The organism is Pseudobacteroides cellulosolvens ATCC 35603 = DSM 2933, from assembly GCF_001262605.1.
In the GTDB taxonomy this organism is placed as follows: domain Bacteria; phylum Bacillota; class Clostridia; order Acetivibrionales; family DSM-2933; genus Pseudobacteroides; species Pseudobacteroides cellulosolvens.
In genome coordinates this window covers 3,100,481-3,120,490 of sequence record NZ_LGTC01000001.1, presented here as the reverse complement: position 1 = coordinate 3,120,490, position 20,010 = coordinate 3,100,481, and the positions used below count along the sequence as shown (strand labels likewise).

20 protein-coding genes, 2 pseudogenes and 1 other annotated feature are annotated in these 20,010 nt (G+C 34.9%); of the genes and pseudogenes, 15 read left to right on the top strand and 7 right to left on the bottom strand.

The features are described 5' to 3' along the window. Positions 1-44: 44 nt before the first annotated feature. Together Bccel_RS12755 and Bccel_RS12750 are read right to left on the bottom strand one after the other, a co-directional pair. Positions 45-1,595 (bottom strand): class I adenylate-forming enzyme family protein, encoded by a 1,551-nt coding sequence (locus Bccel_RS12755; protein ID WP_050753416.1) that lies wholly within the window; start codon positions 1,593-1,595, stop codon positions 45-47. A gap of 18 nt (positions 1,596-1,613) precedes the next feature. Beyond that, positions 1,614-1,889, bottom strand: a complete 276-nt coding sequence (locus Bccel_RS12750; protein WP_152966001.1) for a tautomerase family protein — start codon at positions 1,887-1,889, stop codon at positions 1,614-1,616. Between the two features lie 278 nt (positions 1,890-2,167). On the opposite strand from Bccel_RS12750, the gene Bccel_RS12745 reads away from it, so the two are divergent. The 11 genes from Bccel_RS12745 (at position 2,168) to Bccel_RS12695 (ending at position 11,107) form a co-directional block, all read left to right on the top strand. After that, positions 2,168-2,893, top strand: a complete 726-nt coding sequence (locus tag Bccel_RS12745; RefSeq protein WP_036942777.1) for a glycosyltransferase family 2 protein — start codon at positions 2,168-2,170, stop codon at positions 2,891-2,893. Continuing rightward, a complete protein-coding gene (locus tag Bccel_RS12740) occupies positions 2,890-3,297 on the top strand; it encodes a DUF2304 domain-containing protein (RefSeq protein WP_081926967.1) in 408 nt (135 codons plus the stop codon). Before Bccel_RS12745 ends, Bccel_RS12740 begins: the two co-directional genes overlap by 4 nt. 4 nt (positions 3,298-3,301) lie before the next feature. Continuing rightward, complete coding sequence (locus tag Bccel_RS12735; RefSeq protein WP_036942775.1) at positions 3,302-4,537, top strand: ArnT family glycosyltransferase; 1,236 nt, start codon at positions 3,302-3,304, stop codon at positions 4,535-4,537. Between the two features lie 225 nt (positions 4,538-4,762). Then, positions 4,763-5,215 carry a hypothetical protein gene (locus tag Bccel_RS12730; protein WP_152965999.1) on the top strand — a complete coding sequence of 151 codons (453 nt, stop codon included), beginning with the start codon at positions 4,763-4,765 and terminating at the stop codon, positions 5,213-5,215. Positions 5,216-5,308: 93 nt separating this feature from the next. Beyond that, complete coding sequence (locus Bccel_RS12725) at positions 5,309-6,589, top strand: C45 family autoproteolytic acyltransferase/hydrolase (RefSeq protein ID WP_036942770.1); 1,281 nt, start codon at positions 5,309-5,311, stop codon at positions 6,587-6,589. An 83-nt stretch (positions 6,590-6,672) separates the two neighbouring features. After that, entirely contained in the window at positions 6,673-7,008 is a 336-nt protein-coding gene (locus Bccel_RS12720) for a DUF6054 family protein (RefSeq protein ID WP_036942768.1), read from the top strand. A gap of 395 nt (positions 7,009-7,403) precedes the next feature. Continuing rightward, the gene (locus Bccel_RS12715) at positions 7,404-8,189 is read left to right on the top strand and encodes a DUF1835 domain-containing protein (RefSeq protein WP_050753415.1); all 786 of its coding nucleotides are present in this window, start codon (positions 7,404-7,406) and stop codon (positions 8,187-8,189) included. A 119-nt stretch (positions 8,190-8,308) separates the two neighbouring features. Continuing rightward, positions 8,309-8,544, top strand: a binding site (T-box leader). Positions 8,545-8,667: 123 nt separating this feature from the next. Then, on the top strand, positions 8,668-9,372 hold the full coding sequence (trpS, locus tag Bccel_RS12710; protein WP_081926963.1) for a tryptophan--tRNA ligase: 705 nt from the start codon (positions 8,668-8,670) through the stop codon (positions 9,370-9,372). Between the two features lie 110 nt (positions 9,373-9,482). Then, a complete protein-coding gene (locus Bccel_RS12705) occupies positions 9,483-9,896 on the top strand; it encodes a hypothetical protein (RefSeq protein WP_036942765.1) in 414 nt (137 codons plus the stop codon). Positions 9,897-10,038: 142 nt separating this feature from the next. Continuing rightward, entirely contained in the window at positions 10,039-10,491 is a 453-nt protein-coding gene (locus tag Bccel_RS12700; RefSeq protein ID WP_036942762.1) for a DUF6789 family protein, read from the top strand. Positions 10,492-10,588: 97 nt separating this feature from the next. Continuing rightward, entirely contained in the window at positions 10,589-11,107 is a 519-nt protein-coding gene (locus Bccel_RS12695) for a CBO0543 family protein (protein WP_036942759.1), read from the top strand. 240 nt (positions 11,108-11,347) lie between these two features. Here Bccel_RS12695 and Bccel_RS12690 read toward each other — a convergent pair whose 3' ends face one another. Next, positions 11,348-11,590, bottom strand: a complete 243-nt coding sequence (locus Bccel_RS12690) for a hypothetical protein (protein ID WP_152965997.1) — start codon at positions 11,588-11,590, stop codon at positions 11,348-11,350. A gap of 151 nt (positions 11,591-11,741) precedes the next feature. On the opposite strand from Bccel_RS12690, the gene Bccel_RS12685 reads away from it, so the two are divergent. From Bccel_RS12685 to Bccel_RS12675, 3 genes are read left to right on the top strand one after another with little or no spacing between them, the layout of a single operon-like run. Then, a complete protein-coding gene (locus Bccel_RS12685; protein WP_036942753.1) occupies positions 11,742-12,125 on the top strand; it encodes a hypothetical protein in 384 nt (127 codons plus the stop codon). Continuing rightward, positions 12,112-12,585, top strand: coding sequence for a hypothetical protein (locus tag Bccel_RS12680; protein WP_050753414.1), 474 nt, complete (start codon positions 12,112-12,114; stop codon positions 12,583-12,585). Before Bccel_RS12685 ends, Bccel_RS12680 begins: the two co-directional genes overlap by 14 nt. A gap of 4 nt (positions 12,586-12,589) precedes the next feature. Beyond that, positions 12,590-13,720, top strand: a complete 1,131-nt coding sequence (locus tag Bccel_RS12675; protein ID WP_036942750.1) for a hypothetical protein — start codon at positions 12,590-12,592, stop codon at positions 13,718-13,720. 68 nt (positions 13,721-13,788) lie between these two features. Here the strand turns inward: Bccel_RS12675 and Bccel_RS12670 are convergent. Next, positions 13,789-14,177: pseudogene (locus tag Bccel_RS12670) on the bottom strand (four helix bundle protein). 640 nt (positions 14,178-14,817) lie between these two features. On the opposite strand from Bccel_RS12670, the gene Bccel_RS32085 reads away from it, so the two are divergent. Continuing rightward, a complete protein-coding gene (locus tag Bccel_RS32085; RefSeq protein WP_276326223.1) occupies positions 14,818-14,949 on the top strand; it encodes a hypothetical protein in 132 nt (43 codons plus the stop codon). Positions 14,950-15,359: 410 nt separating this feature from the next. Here the strand turns inward: Bccel_RS32085 and Bccel_RS12665 are convergent, their stop codons facing one another. From Bccel_RS12665 to carB, 3 genes and pseudogenes are all read right to left on the bottom strand, one after another. Beyond that, positions 15,360-15,833, bottom strand: coding sequence for a GNAT family N-acetyltransferase (locus tag Bccel_RS12665; RefSeq protein WP_036942747.1), 474 nt, complete (start codon positions 15,831-15,833; stop codon positions 15,360-15,362). A 22-nt stretch (positions 15,834-15,855) separates the two neighbouring features. After that, complete coding sequence (gene argF, locus Bccel_RS12660; protein ID WP_036942744.1) at positions 15,856-16,773, bottom strand: ornithine carbamoyltransferase; 918 nt, start codon at positions 16,771-16,773, stop codon at positions 15,856-15,858. Positions 16,774-16,803: 30 nt separating this feature from the next. Next, positions 16,804-20,009, bottom strand: a pseudogene (gene carB / locus Bccel_RS12655) (carbamoyl-phosphate synthase large subunit). Position 20,010: the final 1 nt, after the last annotated feature.

Below are 20,010 nucleotides of genomic sequence, written 5' to 3'. Positions count from 1 at the left end.
TTATTAAGTATGTAATAATTATCAAGTATATAACTGCTAAATATTTAGTCCTTTAAGTATTTGAACTGTACTTTACCGATATCCTTTGGTATTTCATCAGTTGCAATTACCTGATCAGGAACCTTGTATGCAGAGAGCTTTCCCTGACAAAACTTCATAAGATTTCCCCTTGTTATGGAGCATCCTTTTTTGGGCTGAATATAAGCCACAATCATTTCACCAATAACAGGGTGTTTTTCTCCAACTATTGCAATGGCTTCTATATCGGGGTGAGTCAGAAGAAATCCTTCTATTTCTTCAGGGCACACAAGATTGGAGCCTCTTTTTATTATTCTTTTAGCCCTGCCGGTAAAGCGTACTCTTCCGTCAGAAAGCTTCAATCCCAAATCCCCTGTATTAAACCACTTAAGGCCATCAAACCACTTGAGCTTAAGTGACGTTTCCAGTTCATTTTTATAATACTCCATGAACAAAGCATCCGTATGAATAAATATGGTTCCTATCTGGCCTTCCTGAACCTCATTTTCTTTGTCATTTAAAATTTTTAGCTTTGTGAAGCTAAGTGGCTGAAAATCACTGGGATCAGTACCTTTATCGTACATAGAGTCCCATATAACCATGGTTCCGGTTTCTGAAGAACCAATAACATTGATAACCCTTATGTCAAGTTTTTCATAAAAGGCTTTTGCAATTTCCATCGGCAGTACTTCGCCTGCAAAATAACAAATACGGACATTTGACAGATCATAAGTGTAAAACTCGGGGGAAGACAATAGAATTTTAGCTAGGGTAGAGGTAAGCTGTATTACAGTAACTTTCTTCTCAACTATAAGGTTTAAGAACATAAGTGGATCGAATAAAGGCTGGTACATTACCGTTCCGCCTTTTAAAATCATTTGAAGTCCCATGCCGAAACCACCCTGGTGATAAAGAGGCATGCCTAGAAGCATGGTGTCTGTGTAGTTAAATCCAAGATAATCGGCCATATCAAGCTGCGATTTATAAAAGCCAACATGAGGCACCACGATTACCTTAGGGTTTCCTGTACTGCCCGATGTACAGGCAAGCATTAGTGCGTGATTATCATCAGGCGGGTATATGGTGTCTGAATATACGGTATCGGCATATGCAATGAAGCTTGCAAAAGACATGGTACCATCTTCTTTAATATCCTGATCAATACTAATTATTGTTTTAAGAGATTTAATTTCAAGGCGTGCTTTTTGTAAGTTTTTTATAATATTATTTGCTCTGTATGATGAGGCAGCAAAACATACCTCTATATCCATAAGATTCATAAGCCTGGTCATTTCCCACTGACCTATTTGAGGATCTAATGGCACTGGCCGGGCACCAATTTTTACTGCAGCCCAAAATATTTTATACCACATAACAGAGTTGGGTATAATAATACCAAGTTTTTGGTTTGGTGAAATTCCAAAGTTTCGGAGGGCATTGGCAATGGTATCAACATCTTTTATAAACGCCCTATGAGTAACTTCCTCGTTATCAATGACAATTAAGGGCTTGTCAGTATATAAACGGGAATTGTCTCTTATAATTGAGTATATATTTTTGTTTGTGTTTTGTTCCATTATTAGATTCTCCATTAATCATAACTTTTTTACCGAACAGACCGGTGTGCCGTTAATAAAACGCCACGCATGAACACCAGATACTTCAAAGAAATTTATATATATTCTCGATGGAACTATTGCAGCAGCTTTACTTAAGATATCTGCCATTCCAATACAAAGCTCCTTTGAAATAACAAGATTTAGCCCGGATATGAATTTGAAGTCTATAAAGGCTGCATGATCATAGCTGTTAAACATAATTATATCACAATAAGAATATTGTACCATAATATCTTCTAACGGTTTATTCATAATATCTGAAACCAGTTTTTGCGACTATATATTTTATCGTGTATAAGCTGAATTTAATTAATAATAAATCTTAGATATGTAAATAAATGTAGGGGTATATTGACATTAAATTGCTGAATATGGTATAATTTAGCACCGGATCTCGTTGATTTTATTGTTTACAAAAAATATTTTTGAGCAAACTAAATGGTAATGTATTGTAAAAAAGTAATCATACTATGCTTTTTATATAGTAAACAATAGAAAAGGAGAAAGGGAGCAATCCCCACAAATGTTATATGAGTGCTATAAATATATGGAACAAGAAGATATTAGTTATAGTGCCTGCATTTAATGAAGAAAAAAGCATTCCAAAAGTCATAAGCAGCTTATATGAATCAGGCCATGATGTTGATTTGGTAGTTGTTGATGACGGCTCATATGATAACACATCCAAAATCGTAGAGGAAAGTGGTGTGAAGGTTCTAAAGCTACCTTATAACCTTGGCATAGGAGGAGCAGTTCAGACTGGGTATCTTTATGCAAAGGTTAATAATTATGATATTGCAATTCAATTAGATGGGGATGGCCAGCATGATCCTGCCTATATAGGGGATCTTATAGCCCCGCTGGTGGAAGGTCGTGCCGATATGGTCATAGGTTCTAGATATGTTAAGAAAACCAGTTATAACTCAAAATTATCAAGGCGTATAGGTATGATGTTTTTTTCGAGCCTTGTCACATTGCTAACTGGAAATCCTATAAAAGACACTACATCAGGATTTAGGGCTGTCAATCGCAGAATTCTGGAGTATTTTGCTGACAATTATCCTTCCGACTACCCTGAGGTAGATGTATTGGTAAGGCTGCATAAAAAGAAATTTAAAGTTATTGAGATTCCCGTAGAAATGAAAGAACGGCAAGGAGGGACTTCTTCCATAACCCCGCTTAAATCTGCATATTATATGATTAAGGTAAGTATAGTTCTCTTAATTAATTCTATCAGGTCGGGTGCTTTATCATGATAATAAATATTTATTTGCTTTCCATAATTTTTAGTGTTATATTTTTAGTAATTGTTGTTGAGCTTGTGAGAAAAAATAAGCTGTCGGACAAGTATTCATTGCTCTGGATTTTGTTTGGACTTACAATTTTGCTGCTGTCTATATCACCTGTATTTATAGAGAAGATATCAGCTCTAATAAATATTAAATATGCACCTTCAGTACTGTTTGTATTTGGGTTGCTTTTTTTGATTGTATATTCGCTTCAAATTACAATAGTACTGTCAAATCAATCAAAAAAAATAATTCGTTTAACTCAGGAAATAACTCTGATAAAAGAAAAGTTGGAGGTAGAAGGCAAGGTCCGGGATTCCCAAAGTAATCTTGTATCAAGTAATGACCAGGCTGATAACGAGGCGGTATAGCATAATGAATTACATAACGAGAATTACTGATAAAGCAAAAAATCTATACATAAAGAGAACCAGGCTTATAATTGCGTCATGCCTGCTTGTGATTTTTTTAGCTGCACTTTTTTTCAGGCTTTATTATGTCTTCACTATAAATCATCCACCCCTAAAAAATGATTCATACAACTATGATGTTATGGCAAGAAACTTTCTCGATAACGGTTATCTAGGTTATACAGACAGTTATTCATTACATCGTCCGGCATTGGTACCGAATGCAACCATAACTCCAGGATACCCATTGTTTCTAAGTGCAATATATTACATTTGGGGGTATAAGAGTGGGAGCCCGCTTGATGCTGTAAGAATAGTTCAAGCTATCCTTGGTGCATTGACATGCCTTTTAATGTACCTTTTAGGAAAGCGTATAAAGAACAGGATTGTTGGGTTTGTTTCAGCAATATTTTATGCCGTATATCCCAGCTTTATTTGGGCTGCAACATTGATTTTAACCGAAACTCTGTATAATTTCTTATTTGTACTTTACCTGTACATACAGTTCATACTTCTTGAAAATATTAAGTCGAGGAAGAATGCAGTGTTATGCGGATTTGTTTTTTCCGCTGCTGTAATGGTAAGACCTACTGCACTACCCTTAATTGTAGTACCATTTATATATAAGTATTTTATGGATAGGAAAACAAGTGTATTAAAGTCATTGTTTTTTACATGTGCAGGTGTGCTTATTCTTATGATTCCGTGGTGGGTAAGAAATTTTATTAGCCTTAACAAGTTTGTGTTTCTGGCAACACAGACCGGTAATCCTCTCATCGCGGGAACATTTCCATATTTTCATAATGTAGATCTATCAAAATATAATGTGGACAATCAGCTTAAAGCAGGCCTGGGTTATATAATAGAAGGATTCAAGAATGAGCCGCTGCTTTATCTAAAGTGGTTTACAATAGGCAAATTTACATTCTTATTTAAATCCCAATGGCTCTATCCTCCTGAGGGAGTTTCTGTATTTAAAAGTCTGGAAATGTTACATAGCTTTATCATTTCTTTTGGGTGGTTTGGAGTTATGCTTTCATTTATTAAAAGAAAATATATGTTGATTTCCATTTTTATAATTATGATGACGGCTTTGCAGCTTCTCTTTGTTCCGGAGGCAAGATATGCACATTCAATAATGCCTTTATTGATTATTCTCACAGCAGGCATTATAGATGATTTAACAAGAAGCACTTCCTAAGATGAAAATAAGCTTATCTAAAATGACTAAAATATTACCAAGGTATGATTAAATAAAATTCCTGCCAAATTGTAATAAAGCCTCATCTTATCACATATTGAATAATGAGGTGAGATATCTATGGTTATTATTAAAGTTAAAACAAGATATATAGGGATATTTTTTGCTTTTATTATGTTATGTTCTATTGGGACCATCCTATACAAGCACAAAGAGGATATAAATGTGGATAACAAATTTAAAGCCATAAGTTCCAATGTTGGTGAACTTGGCAGAGACAATCTTGTATCCTTTTTGGCATCTTCAGACTCTTCTAATGTACATAAAATCATTGAGATCTTTGATATTGCCAAGGGAGAAGTAATAAGGGAGATTGAAGCGAATACTATAATTCAGAATAAAGCGGAGTTGTATTTAACAAATATTACTGGAATGTATGATAAAGTTAAGGCTATTCCTGAAAAAGGTTATATTGCTAGAGTACCCTTTGAACCGTCTGCGAAAGTAAATAATAAATGGCTAAACTTCGATGGAATAAATTCAATGGACCAAATGTTTATAATATTTCCGGAAAATGGGGAGGCATACCTATTGGTTTTGGATGAAAAGTTCAGACCGCTATTTTATAATTTTGAAAGTGATACAAGCGAATTAATGGATCTGATTAATACTATTTAATGCCATAAGGTAATATTGTGATTAATTGTAAGTAGTGGTATTATATATATAACATGGTAATAGTTAAAGAGTTTACTTAAAGTGGAGGTACATATGAAGAAAAAAATTAGTATTATTGTATTGTTAATCATGTTGTCATCATCAATTATGTCCAGTGCTTGTGTACATAACATGCCCATTGATAAAAAGGAGAGTGTCGGCATAACTGACAAGGGAAATTATTTTGAAGTAAATATTGATGTTAAAAGATGCAAAACACATTGGAAGGTGGGAGAAGAATATGCAAGAAAAATTCTTAAGGCGGTTCCCGATTATGAAAGATTAGTTGATTCCTATTTAGCAGAATGTTCAGGCTCTGACAGTACATATCAACTTTACATTAAGAGAGTCAATGATATTAAAACTCAAATCCCAATTGATTACATTAATGAAATAGAGGGCATGGCATCTATATTTTCAGGTAAGGCTGAAGATGTTAGTGGAGATGGAAAACTCTCGTTACAGGAAATATATATGTTGAATTTATTTCCAGACGTAGCAAGATCTACTCAATGTTCTGCCCTTGCGGTATATGGAGAGAGATCCGTTTCTAAAAAAACTATAGCTGAAAGGATACTGGATTGGTATCAGGGTTCGCAAAATCAATTAGCAAAATTACAAGCAGTAATAACCTTTAAAAATGATAAAAAATCTATATGTTCTATTGGATATTTAGGTTTTATGGGCGTTATTTCAGGGTTTAACAATGATAGGGTGTTTGCCGCTATATTGGATTCAAGAACAGGACAACCTTATTCTTCCGAATCAAAGAACTCTTATCCCATGGATTTAAGATATTCACTGGAAAATTATAAAACAATCGATGGTGTTGCCAACTATTTAAAGGCAGCTAAAAGAGCTTACAGCATAGGGCATCTGATTTTTCTATGTGACCCAAAAACTGCTGGAGTCTTGGAGAATAATATGAGTACAGATGTTAATAGTTTACGGGATGTCAGGAGAGAAAATTCACCTTTGAATGACGGGATTGAATGGGGTATAGATAATTCATTGGGAGTTGTTAATTCCTTTATGCTTATAGGAAACTATGACAATCATTCATCTGAGACAGGTAATGTCTTAAGGTGGGATAGTATGAAAAATCAGTTATTGTCAAAAGGCGATGAAGTAACACTTGATGAATTAAAAGAGATTGCTTCATATTATACCGGCAGTACTGTAGGAACACAGGCAGAGGGGTGTCTTTACAATGTGAGGACACAACAAATCATTGTATATGAACCAAGTACCAACCACCTGGAGGTTTTCTTCAGACCTGAAGATGGAGTTTTGCCTCAGGTACCGGAGTTTGAAAGGGTAAAAGTTAAATTTTAGGGAATATAAATTGTTTGTGTTGAAAATTTTTTTGAACGATTATAGTATATATGGATGATAAGAGAGGGGGGGGAGCAACATCAATGGGTAAATGTAATTTTAAAGTGAGTATAGATCCCATACAGGTATTGAGCATGGTTAGGGATAACGAAAATGCTGACTTGGTGCATGAAGAATTAAATGACTTGGGTGATGGACAATTCATTGGAACTCTGGTTTTTGAGAAATATTTCATGCGAGTAAGCAACAGAGTGGCTCTTGTGGTTATTGCTGATAACCTTAAGGGAGTTACCGATGTAAGGGCGATTGCAACGGGAAGCTCCCAGGGGTGGCTTTTTAATTTCGATTGGGGTGCTGCAGATGATTTTGCCAATAGTGTTAGGACAATATTGCATAAATACATTATCGGCGAATACTAAATAATTTCCAAAGCTATTTGCATATTCTGCACTATCAAATTCGAAACTTTTTGTGGGATAATTTATGATGGCTATGTATACTGAATATGACGCTCTTGTAATTGATAAAGATGCTGTAATAAAATATCTTACAAATTTCAATATTAAGGGTTCTACTGTTAATGGGTTTGAATTATGAAATGCATTTATTAGAGGTGTTACATGGAAAGTTGGGTTGAACTTGATGATATAGAATATCGTAAGGTATGGGATAAGTTTTACTTGTATTTATGGTGTGGCGGCAAACAAATGAAATTTAAGCATCTTTACTTATACTAAAAGTGTCGGGGGCAATATGAAAATTTGTTAATGAATATATGTGTTGAAAAGAAATATTAATTTATGGAGAGATTACTGTGAAGGAAATCATACATATTTGTTTTAGTGAGAGTGCGGCTGGAACCATAAAACATGCTATAAAAAAAGGTCTTATCGAGGGTAAAAAAGTTATACATCTTTTAGATGACCTGGCTAATGGGCCAATTAATGATTTTGATAATGTTAACAAGCGGATTGACTGGTGCAGGACGGTTTTCTCTGCAAATAACCATTGTATGATTGATGATATAAGAGATAACTATGACTATCTGTATAAAGAAGTTTCAAGTATAAGTGACCAGAGTATTTATATCTGGTATGCAGAAAGCGGAAAAGAGACGAGCGGACTATTATACTTGTTATCTCTTCTTAAAGAAAAAATTGAAAACGTATTTACAATCAATGTATCTGGAAAAATCTACGAAGGAAATACTATTATTGAGTTTAGCAGTGTGGGAGATATAATGCCCGAAAGGCTGGAGTGGTTTATTGGAAAGAGGCAGAAAATAGATAGAGTAGTGTATTGTGCTCAAATGGATTTATGGGTGAGACTTCAGAAAGATAACGCAGATTTGAGGGTTGTAAATAATAAGGAAATTGTCAGTGTCGAGGTTTCGTATTATGATGAAATGATATTGTATTATACAAATAAGCAGTTTTCAAAATGTATAAGAACAGTAGGAGAATGTATTGGAAGGTGTGATAGTTTTATATCTGACATCTTTTTATTCTGGAGGATATTAGAACTCATTAAAGATGGTAGAATCGAGTATAAAGGGAACTTGGGTATTATTAGGGATATGGAAATAAGAAAACTTAACTGAAATTATAGGTTGGAGATAAATTCTTGTTTTTATATTTGAGGAAATACTAAGGCGGGACGATGGAATTAACTTTTATGAGAGTGTTTATGCTGATAATGATTTAGTATATAATTATAGTAGTAAAAACGATGAGCAAGAAGAGTAAATGCAGGTTGAAATCACAGAGAGTCGCCAAAGGTGGGAATGCGATATGGATGCTTGTATTGAATGGACTTGTGAGTGCAACCTGAAATATAGTAGGAGTTGTCGGGAAACGCACCCGTTATCAAAGCGTCATGTATGTTTGTACATGTAATTAAGCGAGCATTTTGCTAATTTAGGTGGTACCGCAGGAGAATTACCTCTTGTCCTATTTCAGGATAAGAGGTTTTTTAGTTTCTTGATTTTTGTAGGAGGTGGTGGGATATGGAAGACGGTTGGTGGTGGTTCACTTATTTACGCATTAATATTAAAAATAAATTAAATTGGAGTGATTTTTGTGAACGAGAAAAAAAGAATTTTGACTGGGGAAAGACCAACAGGCAGACTCCATATTGGACACTACGTCGGGAGTTTGGCAAACAGAGTAAAATTGCAATATGAGTATGATACATTTATTACTATTGCTGATATTCAAGCATTGACAACCCATTTTGAAAAACCTGAAGTATTACAAAAGGCAGTATATGATGTTGTTCTTGATAATCTTTCAGTTGGCATTGACCCAGAGGTGTCAACACTTTTTGTGCAATCACAAATACCGCAAATTGCTGAATTGACAATATTTTATTCAATGCTTATTACGGTTAATGTGCTAAGACATAACCCTACAATTAAAACAGAAGCCATACAATATGGATATAAGGATTTATCATATTGGTTTCTGGGCTATCCAGTTAGTCAGGCAGCAGATATAACGTTTTGTAAAGCAAATTTAATACCAGTAGGTGAAGACCAGATTCCACATATAGAAGTTGCACGAAAACTTGTAAAGCGGTTTAATGCCCTTTATAAGCCTGTTCTAATTGAACCCGAAGTATTGTTAGGAGATTGTCCACGATTAATTGGTCTTGATGGAAATGCTAAAATGGGTAAAAGCCTAAATAATGCAATTTACCTCTCTGACCCAGAGGAAGAGATAAACAACAAAGTAAAATCTGCTATTACAGACCCTGGTAACTATATTTTGGGTTGTTTTAATTAATTACTATGTTTTTGGACAAAATACTGCTATTAAGCAAAATGTTCAAATATCTTGTTGTGGCTATGCCTATAAAAGACCCTTAAGTAATATTAAGAAAAGAAGGATAGATAATGAGATTTGTAGAGACAGAAATAACAGAACTTGAGTTAAGACTTTTTATTAAAGACATTATTAGGATTTATGAAATGTTTTTTCAACCCCAAGGTCCAAAAGGTGTAGTTTTTTCAGATTCCGATGTTGATAATATAATTGCTTCAGGAGATTTTGAAATCATATATAAGAATATAGATTCTCAACTAATTGAGGTAGGTGTATACATGAAAAATGAGTTAAAAGAAAGGTTTACTACCACTATTATGGATGAGATGGCAACAGCGTGTGCTTATATGGGTACTGCCCTTTTCTCCAGACTTAACAAAACTCAAATATCAGATGTAAATTTTAGAGATAAAAAGAGCACTGATATAAAATTCATTAAAATAGATTCACTATGGAAGATAACAATTGATATTATCATGAAATAAGTTAATGGAAGTTTTAAAGTGAAGTAGATTATGTATTAAAAAGTTAAAAAGTAAAAAACTATTTATAGAATTTAGTTAAAAAATCATTTATATGATATAAAATAGACAAAATCTTTTGCAATTAGGAGAAATTTGATATTTAATGAAAAATGATAAATTTTTAATGGCAGGTATAATTGGTACATTATCAACACTGATGGCCGAAATTGTTACACAAATTTGTAAAATATTGGGGTTTGCCGAATATAGCGATTACGAGTTAAGCAGCCTATTTGTTACAGCAAATAAACCTTCTTGGTTAATGGGATTAGTTGTACAGGGAATGGTTGGTTCTGTAGTTTCTATTTTACTCTATTATTTACTTAAAAGGGTAGGACACGAACATATTTTAATAAAATCAACAGTAAGCGGTATAGTTGCATGGTTAGGATTTGAGATAATATTTGGTGTACTTATTAAGGATAATACATTTTCTATAAGACCAATGAGTGGTTACTATTCTCACTTAATTGGTGCAATTATTTTTGGATTGACTGTAGGCATATTGCAGAAAAGGTATTTGTTTGCAGAGCGTGTGATGGAGCAGCACTCTTAACCAATTTAACATTTTGTCTATACAAGCAAAGACTATATTTTTGTGATAGTAAACTTGTTTGACAGATGTATGGATAAAATATATTGAGGGGAAGAAAATGAATTATATTTTGATAAGGATTATATCAGTTTCTATATTTTTAGTAACTGCATATAAATGGGGAGACTGTAAGAATTGGAAGAAATACTATCCTACAATGTGCTTTGTTGGTATGGCTGATTTAATTTATGTTGCTATTTTTAATGATAAGCCTTTGTGGGATTTTCCAACTAATTTTTTAATATCCCCACTTGATGAACTGCTATTAATATTTGGTTGTTTCTTTCCGACTGTATTAGTATTCTTATCTCGTTATCCTAAAAAATTATTAAATCAAATTGCATATAATAGTATGTGGATAGGAATTTATATGGCTTTAGAACTTATTAACCTCAATTTAGAGACAATAAAGTATTACAATGGATGGAATATTTGGTGGTCACTCTTGCATAATACTATCCAGTTCCCATTGATTGCTCTGCACAATAAGAACCCCATAGTTGCATGGATTATAGCACTTGTTTATCTTGTGATTTGCATGAAATCATTTAATGTTCCTTTTTTGGTAAATTTATAATTATTTAATATCAATAGAGAGAGTCTATAAAGGAGTATCCACATTTATCTATTCAATCCTAATCATAAACCCTTAAATCCTCATTCCTGAATATACATGACCGTTCCTCCATAACATGAGCCCCTGGGTATTGGCTATTCACCGTATCATAACCGGAGAGAATGGCTACCGAAACATATTAAATAAGAAAAAGTCATACAAAAAACAGGCTTGGTTCAGCCTGTTTCGTGTGGTTAGTGGTTAGAATATTTTGTCATAACCATTCTCTGTAAGTACATTATTTAATGCTTTGTTTATTACTTCCATTTTTTCATCCGTATTAACTTCATTTTTTTTCAGCATTTGTATAAGGTCTTTCCGCATAGAAATTATACGTTCGGTAGTTATCTTTTTCAACTTAAGAAGTACTTCCATAGCGATAATTGTTCCTTCTAAGAACTCGCTAAAGCATTCATCTTTATATGCCTGTGTGTATTTCATCAAATCAATCCCTTCTTTATTTATTGAATCCAATTTTATTCAAAGATAAATCAGGATTTCAAATAAATATTTTAATAGGTTATATTGCATATTTCACTTGTGATGTTTCCCTTCATAATTTCATATATTTATGATAGGAAGAGAGGCTGGTGACATGGTTATTTCACTAAAACGGTTTAGAATACCTATAATTGGACTTCTTATAATTGCAATAGTTTTTGTTTCTATATGGATGGTACTTGAGAATAAAAAGGTCCAGACAGTAATGGGAGGATTTGTTCATAAAGATGATAGGAATCAAGAGGAAGTACAGACTGCATTTAATGTATATGATAAAGATGATATTTCCGAACGATTCCAGCGTCCGTCCAAACAGCCCGCATTTAGATTAAAATATGCTGCAAAGGACTTTATTAATAAATCGGAACAAACACCTCAAATTCAAACTGTCTTTCAGACCCAAGAAGATGTAATCCAAGCCTACTATGCAATACTGAAAGATGCGTCAAATATGGCTGGATATTATGGTAGAAATTGAAGTTATAACTGGTCCGCCGTATAAAGGAGAAGGCGATAATAAATCACAGCCAGGATATTTTGCTTATTATTACGGGCTTATAACAACTGAAAATACACCTTCGGAAGGTTGGAAAATCAAATCCATAGACTATGTTCCTGAAGATTTTCTATGTCATCCATTACATCATTGGGATTATGATGCCGAATCACTTGTGGGAACGGTTTATAATAATTGGTACGGTTTGATTGATGAAATAGACAAGATTGAAAAGGATGATTCAATAATACGTGTGTATGCGGTCGGAGGCGGTAATAAGTACAGGTTTGATTTTGTCAGGATTACCAATGGAGATGATGTTCTCTTACATGAATATACCCAGCAGAAGGAGCAATGGGTGGAAGTGAATCTACTTAAGCAAGAACATCAAGTCTATAAATTCTCCATTTTGAACCCTAACTTGGCGAACCATAAGGAATGATTTTATGAAGAGAGTTATAATCATTGCTGCTAACAAAAAGAAATTGATTATTGTTACAAGTTTAATAATTCTTATAGTCTGTGTATCCTGCATTATTTTTGACGGTGATTATGCTGCTGTAGAAGTCATTGACAAAACATCACAAAAATTTGTCCTTGACCCTGATATAGAGATGTTCCCTAAAATAACTTTGCAAGGGCAGCCTGGAACTGGAGGAACGGGTTCATATCTTTATAAACCTGCTGTTCCGATTCCTGCAATTGTGAATGTCAATGCTACGGGCTATAAAAAGCAGAAGAGGTTGATATTCTTAATGAAGGGTAAAACAAATACCATTTACTTAGAGCCCAACAACAGCAACATTAATTATGATTCGATATCTCAAATTGTGGAATCGGATATACCCAAAATATTCAATCCGATAGTACCTAAAGGTCTTAGTGCTTTAAAATATGTTGGTAGAAAAATAGATGATGTTCTTCCAGGTTTTATAGAAGAAATGCAGAAATCAGGCTGGAAAGAGGAAAAAGATAAAAGGATAGGTTTAGTCTGTTTCTTTACTAAAAAAGTAAATGGAAATAAGGTTGAGATTACTGCATTTCCAGAGGAGAGGGAACTCGGAAATGGAACAACGGTTAAAATTGTTTTTGCATTTACAAATAAAGTTTCTGTACCAGATAGGCTGATAGATAGAACAGACATGGATGCCGTAATATCGGAATATATACTACTTCGGAGTTCAAGATGTTTTTATAGAAAATTAAAGTGGTTTGAGGTGCATAATACTTTTGGAGTGGAGGATAGGAATGGAAAGAAGTATGCTTATTTATATGTACACCGAAGAGGTTTTTCCTTTGATGAAGATAGGTTTAGGTTGTTTTCTGGAGGTAGTGGGGCTGTAGTAATGGTTTTAAAGCAGAAGGAAGATGGAGAATTCTACGTTCTGGACTATATAACTCCGATGCCAGGGGAAGGTATAATAGAGTCTATAAAACAAATGTTTCCACCTCAATATGTACTCAAAGTACAGGAGCGTATGAGAAGTAATGACATGGGAATGGGCATAGAAAAGCAGGTAAAGGAGTGGCTTAAAGAGCAGGGGAGAGATGAAGATTCGTACGAGTTGCATCCATAAGATTGATGTAAATAGTTAAAACCTTCTATTGTTTCATAGGTTTCAGAGATAACAAAAGTTAGTTTTTGCTATTCTTTATCTTTTCTCTGATAAAGTGAACGTAACAATCCACTAAGCATCTTTGATATCTGGCTTAGGTTTTCTTCAAACATTTTATATTCATCCTCTGAGATGTAACCGCATTGATAAGCAGTAATTATATGGTTACGGGTCTCGACATTTGAACCACTTGCAAGTCTAAATGATAAATGGCTCTGCCTTTTGTAATAACACAGACTCCTTCACTAATATTTGCACTTACTCCACGGCTGCATCTTACTAACTGGTCTACCAGGCGGTACTGTTCTACTTTGGGGAATCTTTTTGTAATATTGAATATTTGTTGCTCTACTTCGTTGGCTTTTTGCCATAAAGTTAATTTTGTGAAATCTTTAATTAAATGTTGTGATTGGGACATAATAATCATCCTTTCAAAATTGATTTATTAAGAATAAAATTTCTGGCGGTAAATGTTGTCTATGTATCTGTTTCTGTTGTATATAAGCATTATATTTATATTAAAGCCTAAGTCATATTTTAAGAGTCTATTTTATTGATAGAAATAAAATAATTGATGAACTGGCTAAATTTCCAAATTGCTATTGTATTAATGATAGAGTATTGATAAATCCTGATAAGAATTTACTTTAATAGATTGCTTTCCTCTGTAGTGATTTTCTTGTTAAAAAATATGATGAGAAATTAGCAAATAGAGATATAAAAATTATACAATTATATTTAAATGAGGCTGAAACATCAGATACATATGAAGGAATAAAGTCAATGCTTATAAAAATGAAAGATTCGCTTGATGACGATGAGATTGGAGTGTTATTAAAAATAATAAAAATGAGGAAGGAAAATATATCAGGCAATATCCTGTATATTGACCTTTATCATTAGAAAGACTTTATTTACTTTTTGGAAAGACTTACTTCATTTTATAAAAAAACTTATAACTTGCTCCTTTTCCTTAACACTATCAGTGTATATATCAAATAAACCTTTTTCAAACCCAAACCCGCAAACCCGCACCAATAATGGATGTTGAAAAATGGATGAAAATAAAGTTTTTCCAGGATTGGCTTAAGTTTTGGAACATAAATACAAATATGGAAAACAAAAAAGAAAATAAAGTCTTTCCATCGAATAGAAAAAGCAATGGAAAAGAAAATGGAAAAAGGCAATAGAAAAGGCATATAGATAAGGCATATAGAAAAGCCAATAGAAAAGGCGTATTGAAAAGGCAAATAGAACCATAATCATTAGGGTTTGAATATAAGACACCGTACATAAAACCTTGCTTAACAGGGCTTGCCTATGAGTGTAAATAGTCAGTAAAACTCTCCCCACCGTATAGAAAAACCAATGGAAAAAAGATTGAAAAAACAATATTGAAAAAAACATGAAAAAATCCCTCACAAGCCTTTTATATCAAGACCTATGAGGGATTTGATTTTTAAATGGAAAAGGATTGGATAATCCCTTTACTTTTCCACTTTTATAGAGCATGGAACGACTTTATTTTCATTTCGGAACATCTTTATTTGCTGCGGAACGACTTTATTTGATGGATACAGTTTTTCGAGGGATTATAATTCTACAGGTATTCTTTGACAAGAAGGGCACGTACATAGCCGCGATCACACGAAGTAGACTCAATATAAAAGCCCCTTCCATAGTAAAATCTGATCAAATCCTTGTATTTGGAAGCGGTGTGAAGCGTAACTCTTTTGATGCCTTTACTTTTTACCAATTTGTCAATGAGGTTGATGAGTGATTTACCTATACCTATATTATGATATTCGGTATTGACTCCAAACCTGCTTATGTAACCGGTGTTATCAGGGTTTATTTTTAGTCTTATTGTTCCTACCGGAACATCATCGATGAAGGCAATGAAAACTTCCTTTGACCTTATATCCTCGATGATGTCCTCTATAGTTTCTTCAAGAGCATCCATTGTACCTAACCCTGTATTTTCCATATATTTTTTAAAGGCTATTTTGGTGATTATTTGAATAGCCTCTGCATCATCAATAGTTGCTTTTCTAATGATAAATGAATAATTCATCGCTTATAAACCTTCCTGATTGTTATTCCATAAGTTTTACCATAATAGCTTTTTGCACATGAAGCCTGTTTTCAGCTTCATCAAAAACAAGGGATTGTGAACCATCAATAATATCGGAGGTTACTTCATAATCCCTGTATGCAGGCAAGCAGTGTAGAAAAACAGCATCTTCCTTGGCTTTTGAATACAGGTCATTATTTACCTGATAAGGCATGAAAATTTTGATGCGCTCTGCCTTTTCAGCTTCCTGTCCCATGCTTACCCAGGTATCTGTATAGATAACATCTGCATCCTTAACAGCAACATAAGGATCTTCTGTAAGAACAATTTTAGAGCCTGAAACTTCTGCATCTTTTTGTGCTTCAGCCACGATGTTTTTATCACACTCATATCCTTTTGGCGAAGCTACCGATATATCCATACCTACTTTGGCACAGCCATGAAGCAGTGAATTTGCTATGTTGTTTCCATCACCTACATATGCGAGTTTAAGACCTTTAAGATCTCCTTTATGTTCGTATACTGTAAAAAGGTCGGTTAAAATCTGGCATGGATGCATAAGGTCTGTCAGACCGTTAATAATTGGAATGTTACCGTATTTAGCAAGGTCTTCCACGTCGCTGTGGTCAAATGTACGTATCATTATACCGTCCAAATACCTGGAAAGCACCTGGGCTGTATCATAAATAGTTTCGCCCCTTCCCAACTGGATGTCGTTAGAGCTTAGGAAAAGAGGGTATCCGCCCAACTGGTACATGCCGACTTCAAATGAAACCCTGGTTCTTGTAGAGGATTTTGTGAATATCATACCAAGTGTCTTATTTTTTAATATTTTATGTTCCACGCCTTCTTTAAGCTGTCTTTTTAGCCTTTCTGCAGTACTGAAAATTTCGTTAATATCTTCTAATGTCAAATCATAAACACTGATTAAGTGCTTCATAGTATATCCCTCCTAAATAATTTGTTTTGTTCATATCACTGAGTATTCATCCAATGCATAAATCTCTGTATCTTTTTTGTTGATTATATGTTCGAGAACTTCCAATGCAGCATTAGCTGTGTCAATTGAAGTAATGCAGGGGATGTTGTACTCCATAGCGGTTCTTCTTAGCTGGAAACCCAGCCTTGTAGGTATTCTGCCCTTCGTAGGGGTGTTGATAATCAGAGAAACATTGTCATTTTTCAAGTAATCCAGTATTTCTTCATTGGAAACTACTTCAACCTCAATTCCTGCCCTGGAAAGATACAAATAAGTATCCTCGCTGGCAATGAGCCTAAATCCGATATCCCAAAGCTTTTGAGCTATGTCCTTGCACTCTTTCTTATTCCTATCGGCAACGGAAATAAGTGCAGTACCGCTTGGCGGAATCTTTAGTCCAGATGCCACAAAGGCTTTATAAAGTGCAGTGTGGTAATCTTTATCGACTCCCATAACTTCACCCGTAGACTTCATTTCCGGTCCAAGGAATGTATCCACTGTTGTAAGCTTTGAGAAAGAGAACACAGGTGCCTTAACAGCGTAAAATTCTGTCTCTTTATAAAGACCATGTGTGTAGCCCAAATCCTTTAAGTTCTTGCCTAATATAAGTTTTGTTGCCACATTGACCATGGGAATCCCTGTTATCTTGCTCATATATGGTACTGTTCTACTGGCTCTGGGTTTACTTCAATTACATAAACCTTGCCGTCACTGTCTGCTACAAATTGTATGTTAAAAAGCCCAAGAATATTCAATGCCTTTGACAGCCTTATTGTGTAATCTACAACAGTGTCCTTAATTTCCTGTGACAGTGATCTGGAAGGATAAACAGAGATACTGTCTCCCGAATGAACACCTGCTCTTTCGATATGTTCCATGATTCCGGGAATAAGTACATCTGTACCGTCGCAGATTCCATCTACCTCAATTTCCTTACCTTCGATATATTTATCAATGAGGATGGGGTGCTTTGAGGACAAATCAACTGCCCTGCTCATATATTCATCCAGCATTTGATCGTTATATACTATTTCCATGGCTCTTCCTCCAAGTACATAGGAAGGCCTTACTAAAACAGGGTAACCGATATTTTCGGCTATTACCTTTGCTTGTTCAACCGAGAATGCAGTGCTTCCTGGTGGTATGGGAATATCCAGCGATTCCAAAAGCTTTAAGAATTTATCCCTGTCTTCTGCTACATCAATATCTGTTACAGATGTACCGAGAATTTGAACCCCGTCATTATTAAGAGGTGCTGCAAGGTTTATTGCTGTTTGGCCTCCAAATTGGACTATTACACCAACAGGTTTTTCTTTTTCTATAATATCAAGGACGCATTCCTTTGTAAGAGGTTCAAAGTATAGTTTATCGGCTATATCAAAATCAGTGCTGACTGTTTCGGGGTTGTTGTTTATAATTATGGATTCATATCCCATTTCTTTCAGTGCTTTGATGGAATGCACACTGCAGTAGTCAAATTCTATTCCCTGACCTATCCTTATGGGGCCTGAACCGATAACCAGTACTTTTTTATTATCGGATACAGCCACATCATCCTTTTCCTCATAAGTGGAATAGTAATATGGAGTAACAGCTTCGAATTCACCGGCACAGGTATCAACTATCTTATAAACAGGGCTTATCGGATATTTGTGCCTTAGGTTGCTGATTTTATCCACTGATACGCAGGCCAGGTTTGCTATGTATGAGTCACCAAAGCCAATTTTCTTTGCTCTTGTGTAAAGATCATAATCTAAAAATGCGATTCCTGCGTTTTTAATATCTTCTGCAATATTAACAATTTTTTCAAGTTTCTTGAGGAAAAACATATCTATCTTTGTTATATTTGATATTTCCTCACAGGTTACGTTTTTTTGCAATGCTTTGCATATGGCAAAAATTCTTTCATCATGGGGCTGCTGGATAAATTCCATCAACTCTTCAACAGTCATGCTTTCAAAAAGGCTGAGTCCAAGCTGGTAATTTATTTTAATATCAAGTGAGTCGATGGCTTTTAACAGCGATTCCTCAAAGGTACGGCCAATAGCCATAACCTCACCTGTTGCTTTCATTTGAGTTCCCAAGCTTCTGTCCGCCGTAATGAATTTATCAAATGGCCATCTTGGCACTTTTGTTACTATATAGTCCAAAGACGGCTCGAAGCAGGCATATGTGTTTTGTGTAACTGAATTCTTGATTTCGTCAAGGTTTAAGCCAATGGCAATCTTAGCTGCTACCCTGGCAATAGGATATCCTGTAGCTTTGGATGCCAGTGCACTGGAACGGCTCACCCTTGGATTTACTTCAATAACCACATATTCAAAGCTGTAAGGGTTTAACGCAAACTGTATATTACAGCCGCCTTTAATGTCAAGAGCACGTATTATTTTTATTGAGGCAGACCTAAGCATTTGGTACTCGATATCGGATAAAGTCTGGCTTGGAGCAACTACAATACTGTCACCTGTGTGTACGCCGACAGGATCAAAGTTCTCCATATTACAAACAATTATGCAATTGTCGGCACCGTCACGTATAACCTCGTACTCAATTTCTTTCCATCCTGCAACACTTTGCTCCAGGAGAACTTGGTTTATCATACTGAGCTTAAGTCCCTTGCCGCATATATATTCAAATTCATCTATATTCTGTGCAATACCGCCGCCTGTGCCACCTAGAGTGTAAGCCGGCCTTATTATGATAGGAAATTTATTATTGGCAGCAAACTCAAGTGCATCAGACATGTTGGTCACAATAGCACTCTTAGGTACCTTTTCATTTATTGTGTTCATTGTTTGCTTGAATAGATCCCTATCCTCTGCAAGCTTTATAGATTCAAGAGATGTTCCGAGGAGTTCTATTCCAAGCTCCGCAAGTATACCATCCTCAGAAAGCTCAACGGCCATATTAAGACCTGTTTGACCGCCTAAGGAAGCCAGTATTCCATCTGGTTTCTCTTTTATGATGATCTTCTTTAAAAATTCCAGAGTGATAGGCTCAATGTATACATGGTCTGCAATTTCCCTATCGGTCATAATTGTGGCAGGATTGCTGTTAACAAGGACTACTTCAATGCCCTCCTCACGCAAGGATTTGCAGGCTTGTGCACCAGAGTAATCAAATTCTGCTGCCTGACCAATTATTATAGGGCCAGAGCCAATAACAAGCACTTTTTTGATGTTTTCCCTTTTTGGCATT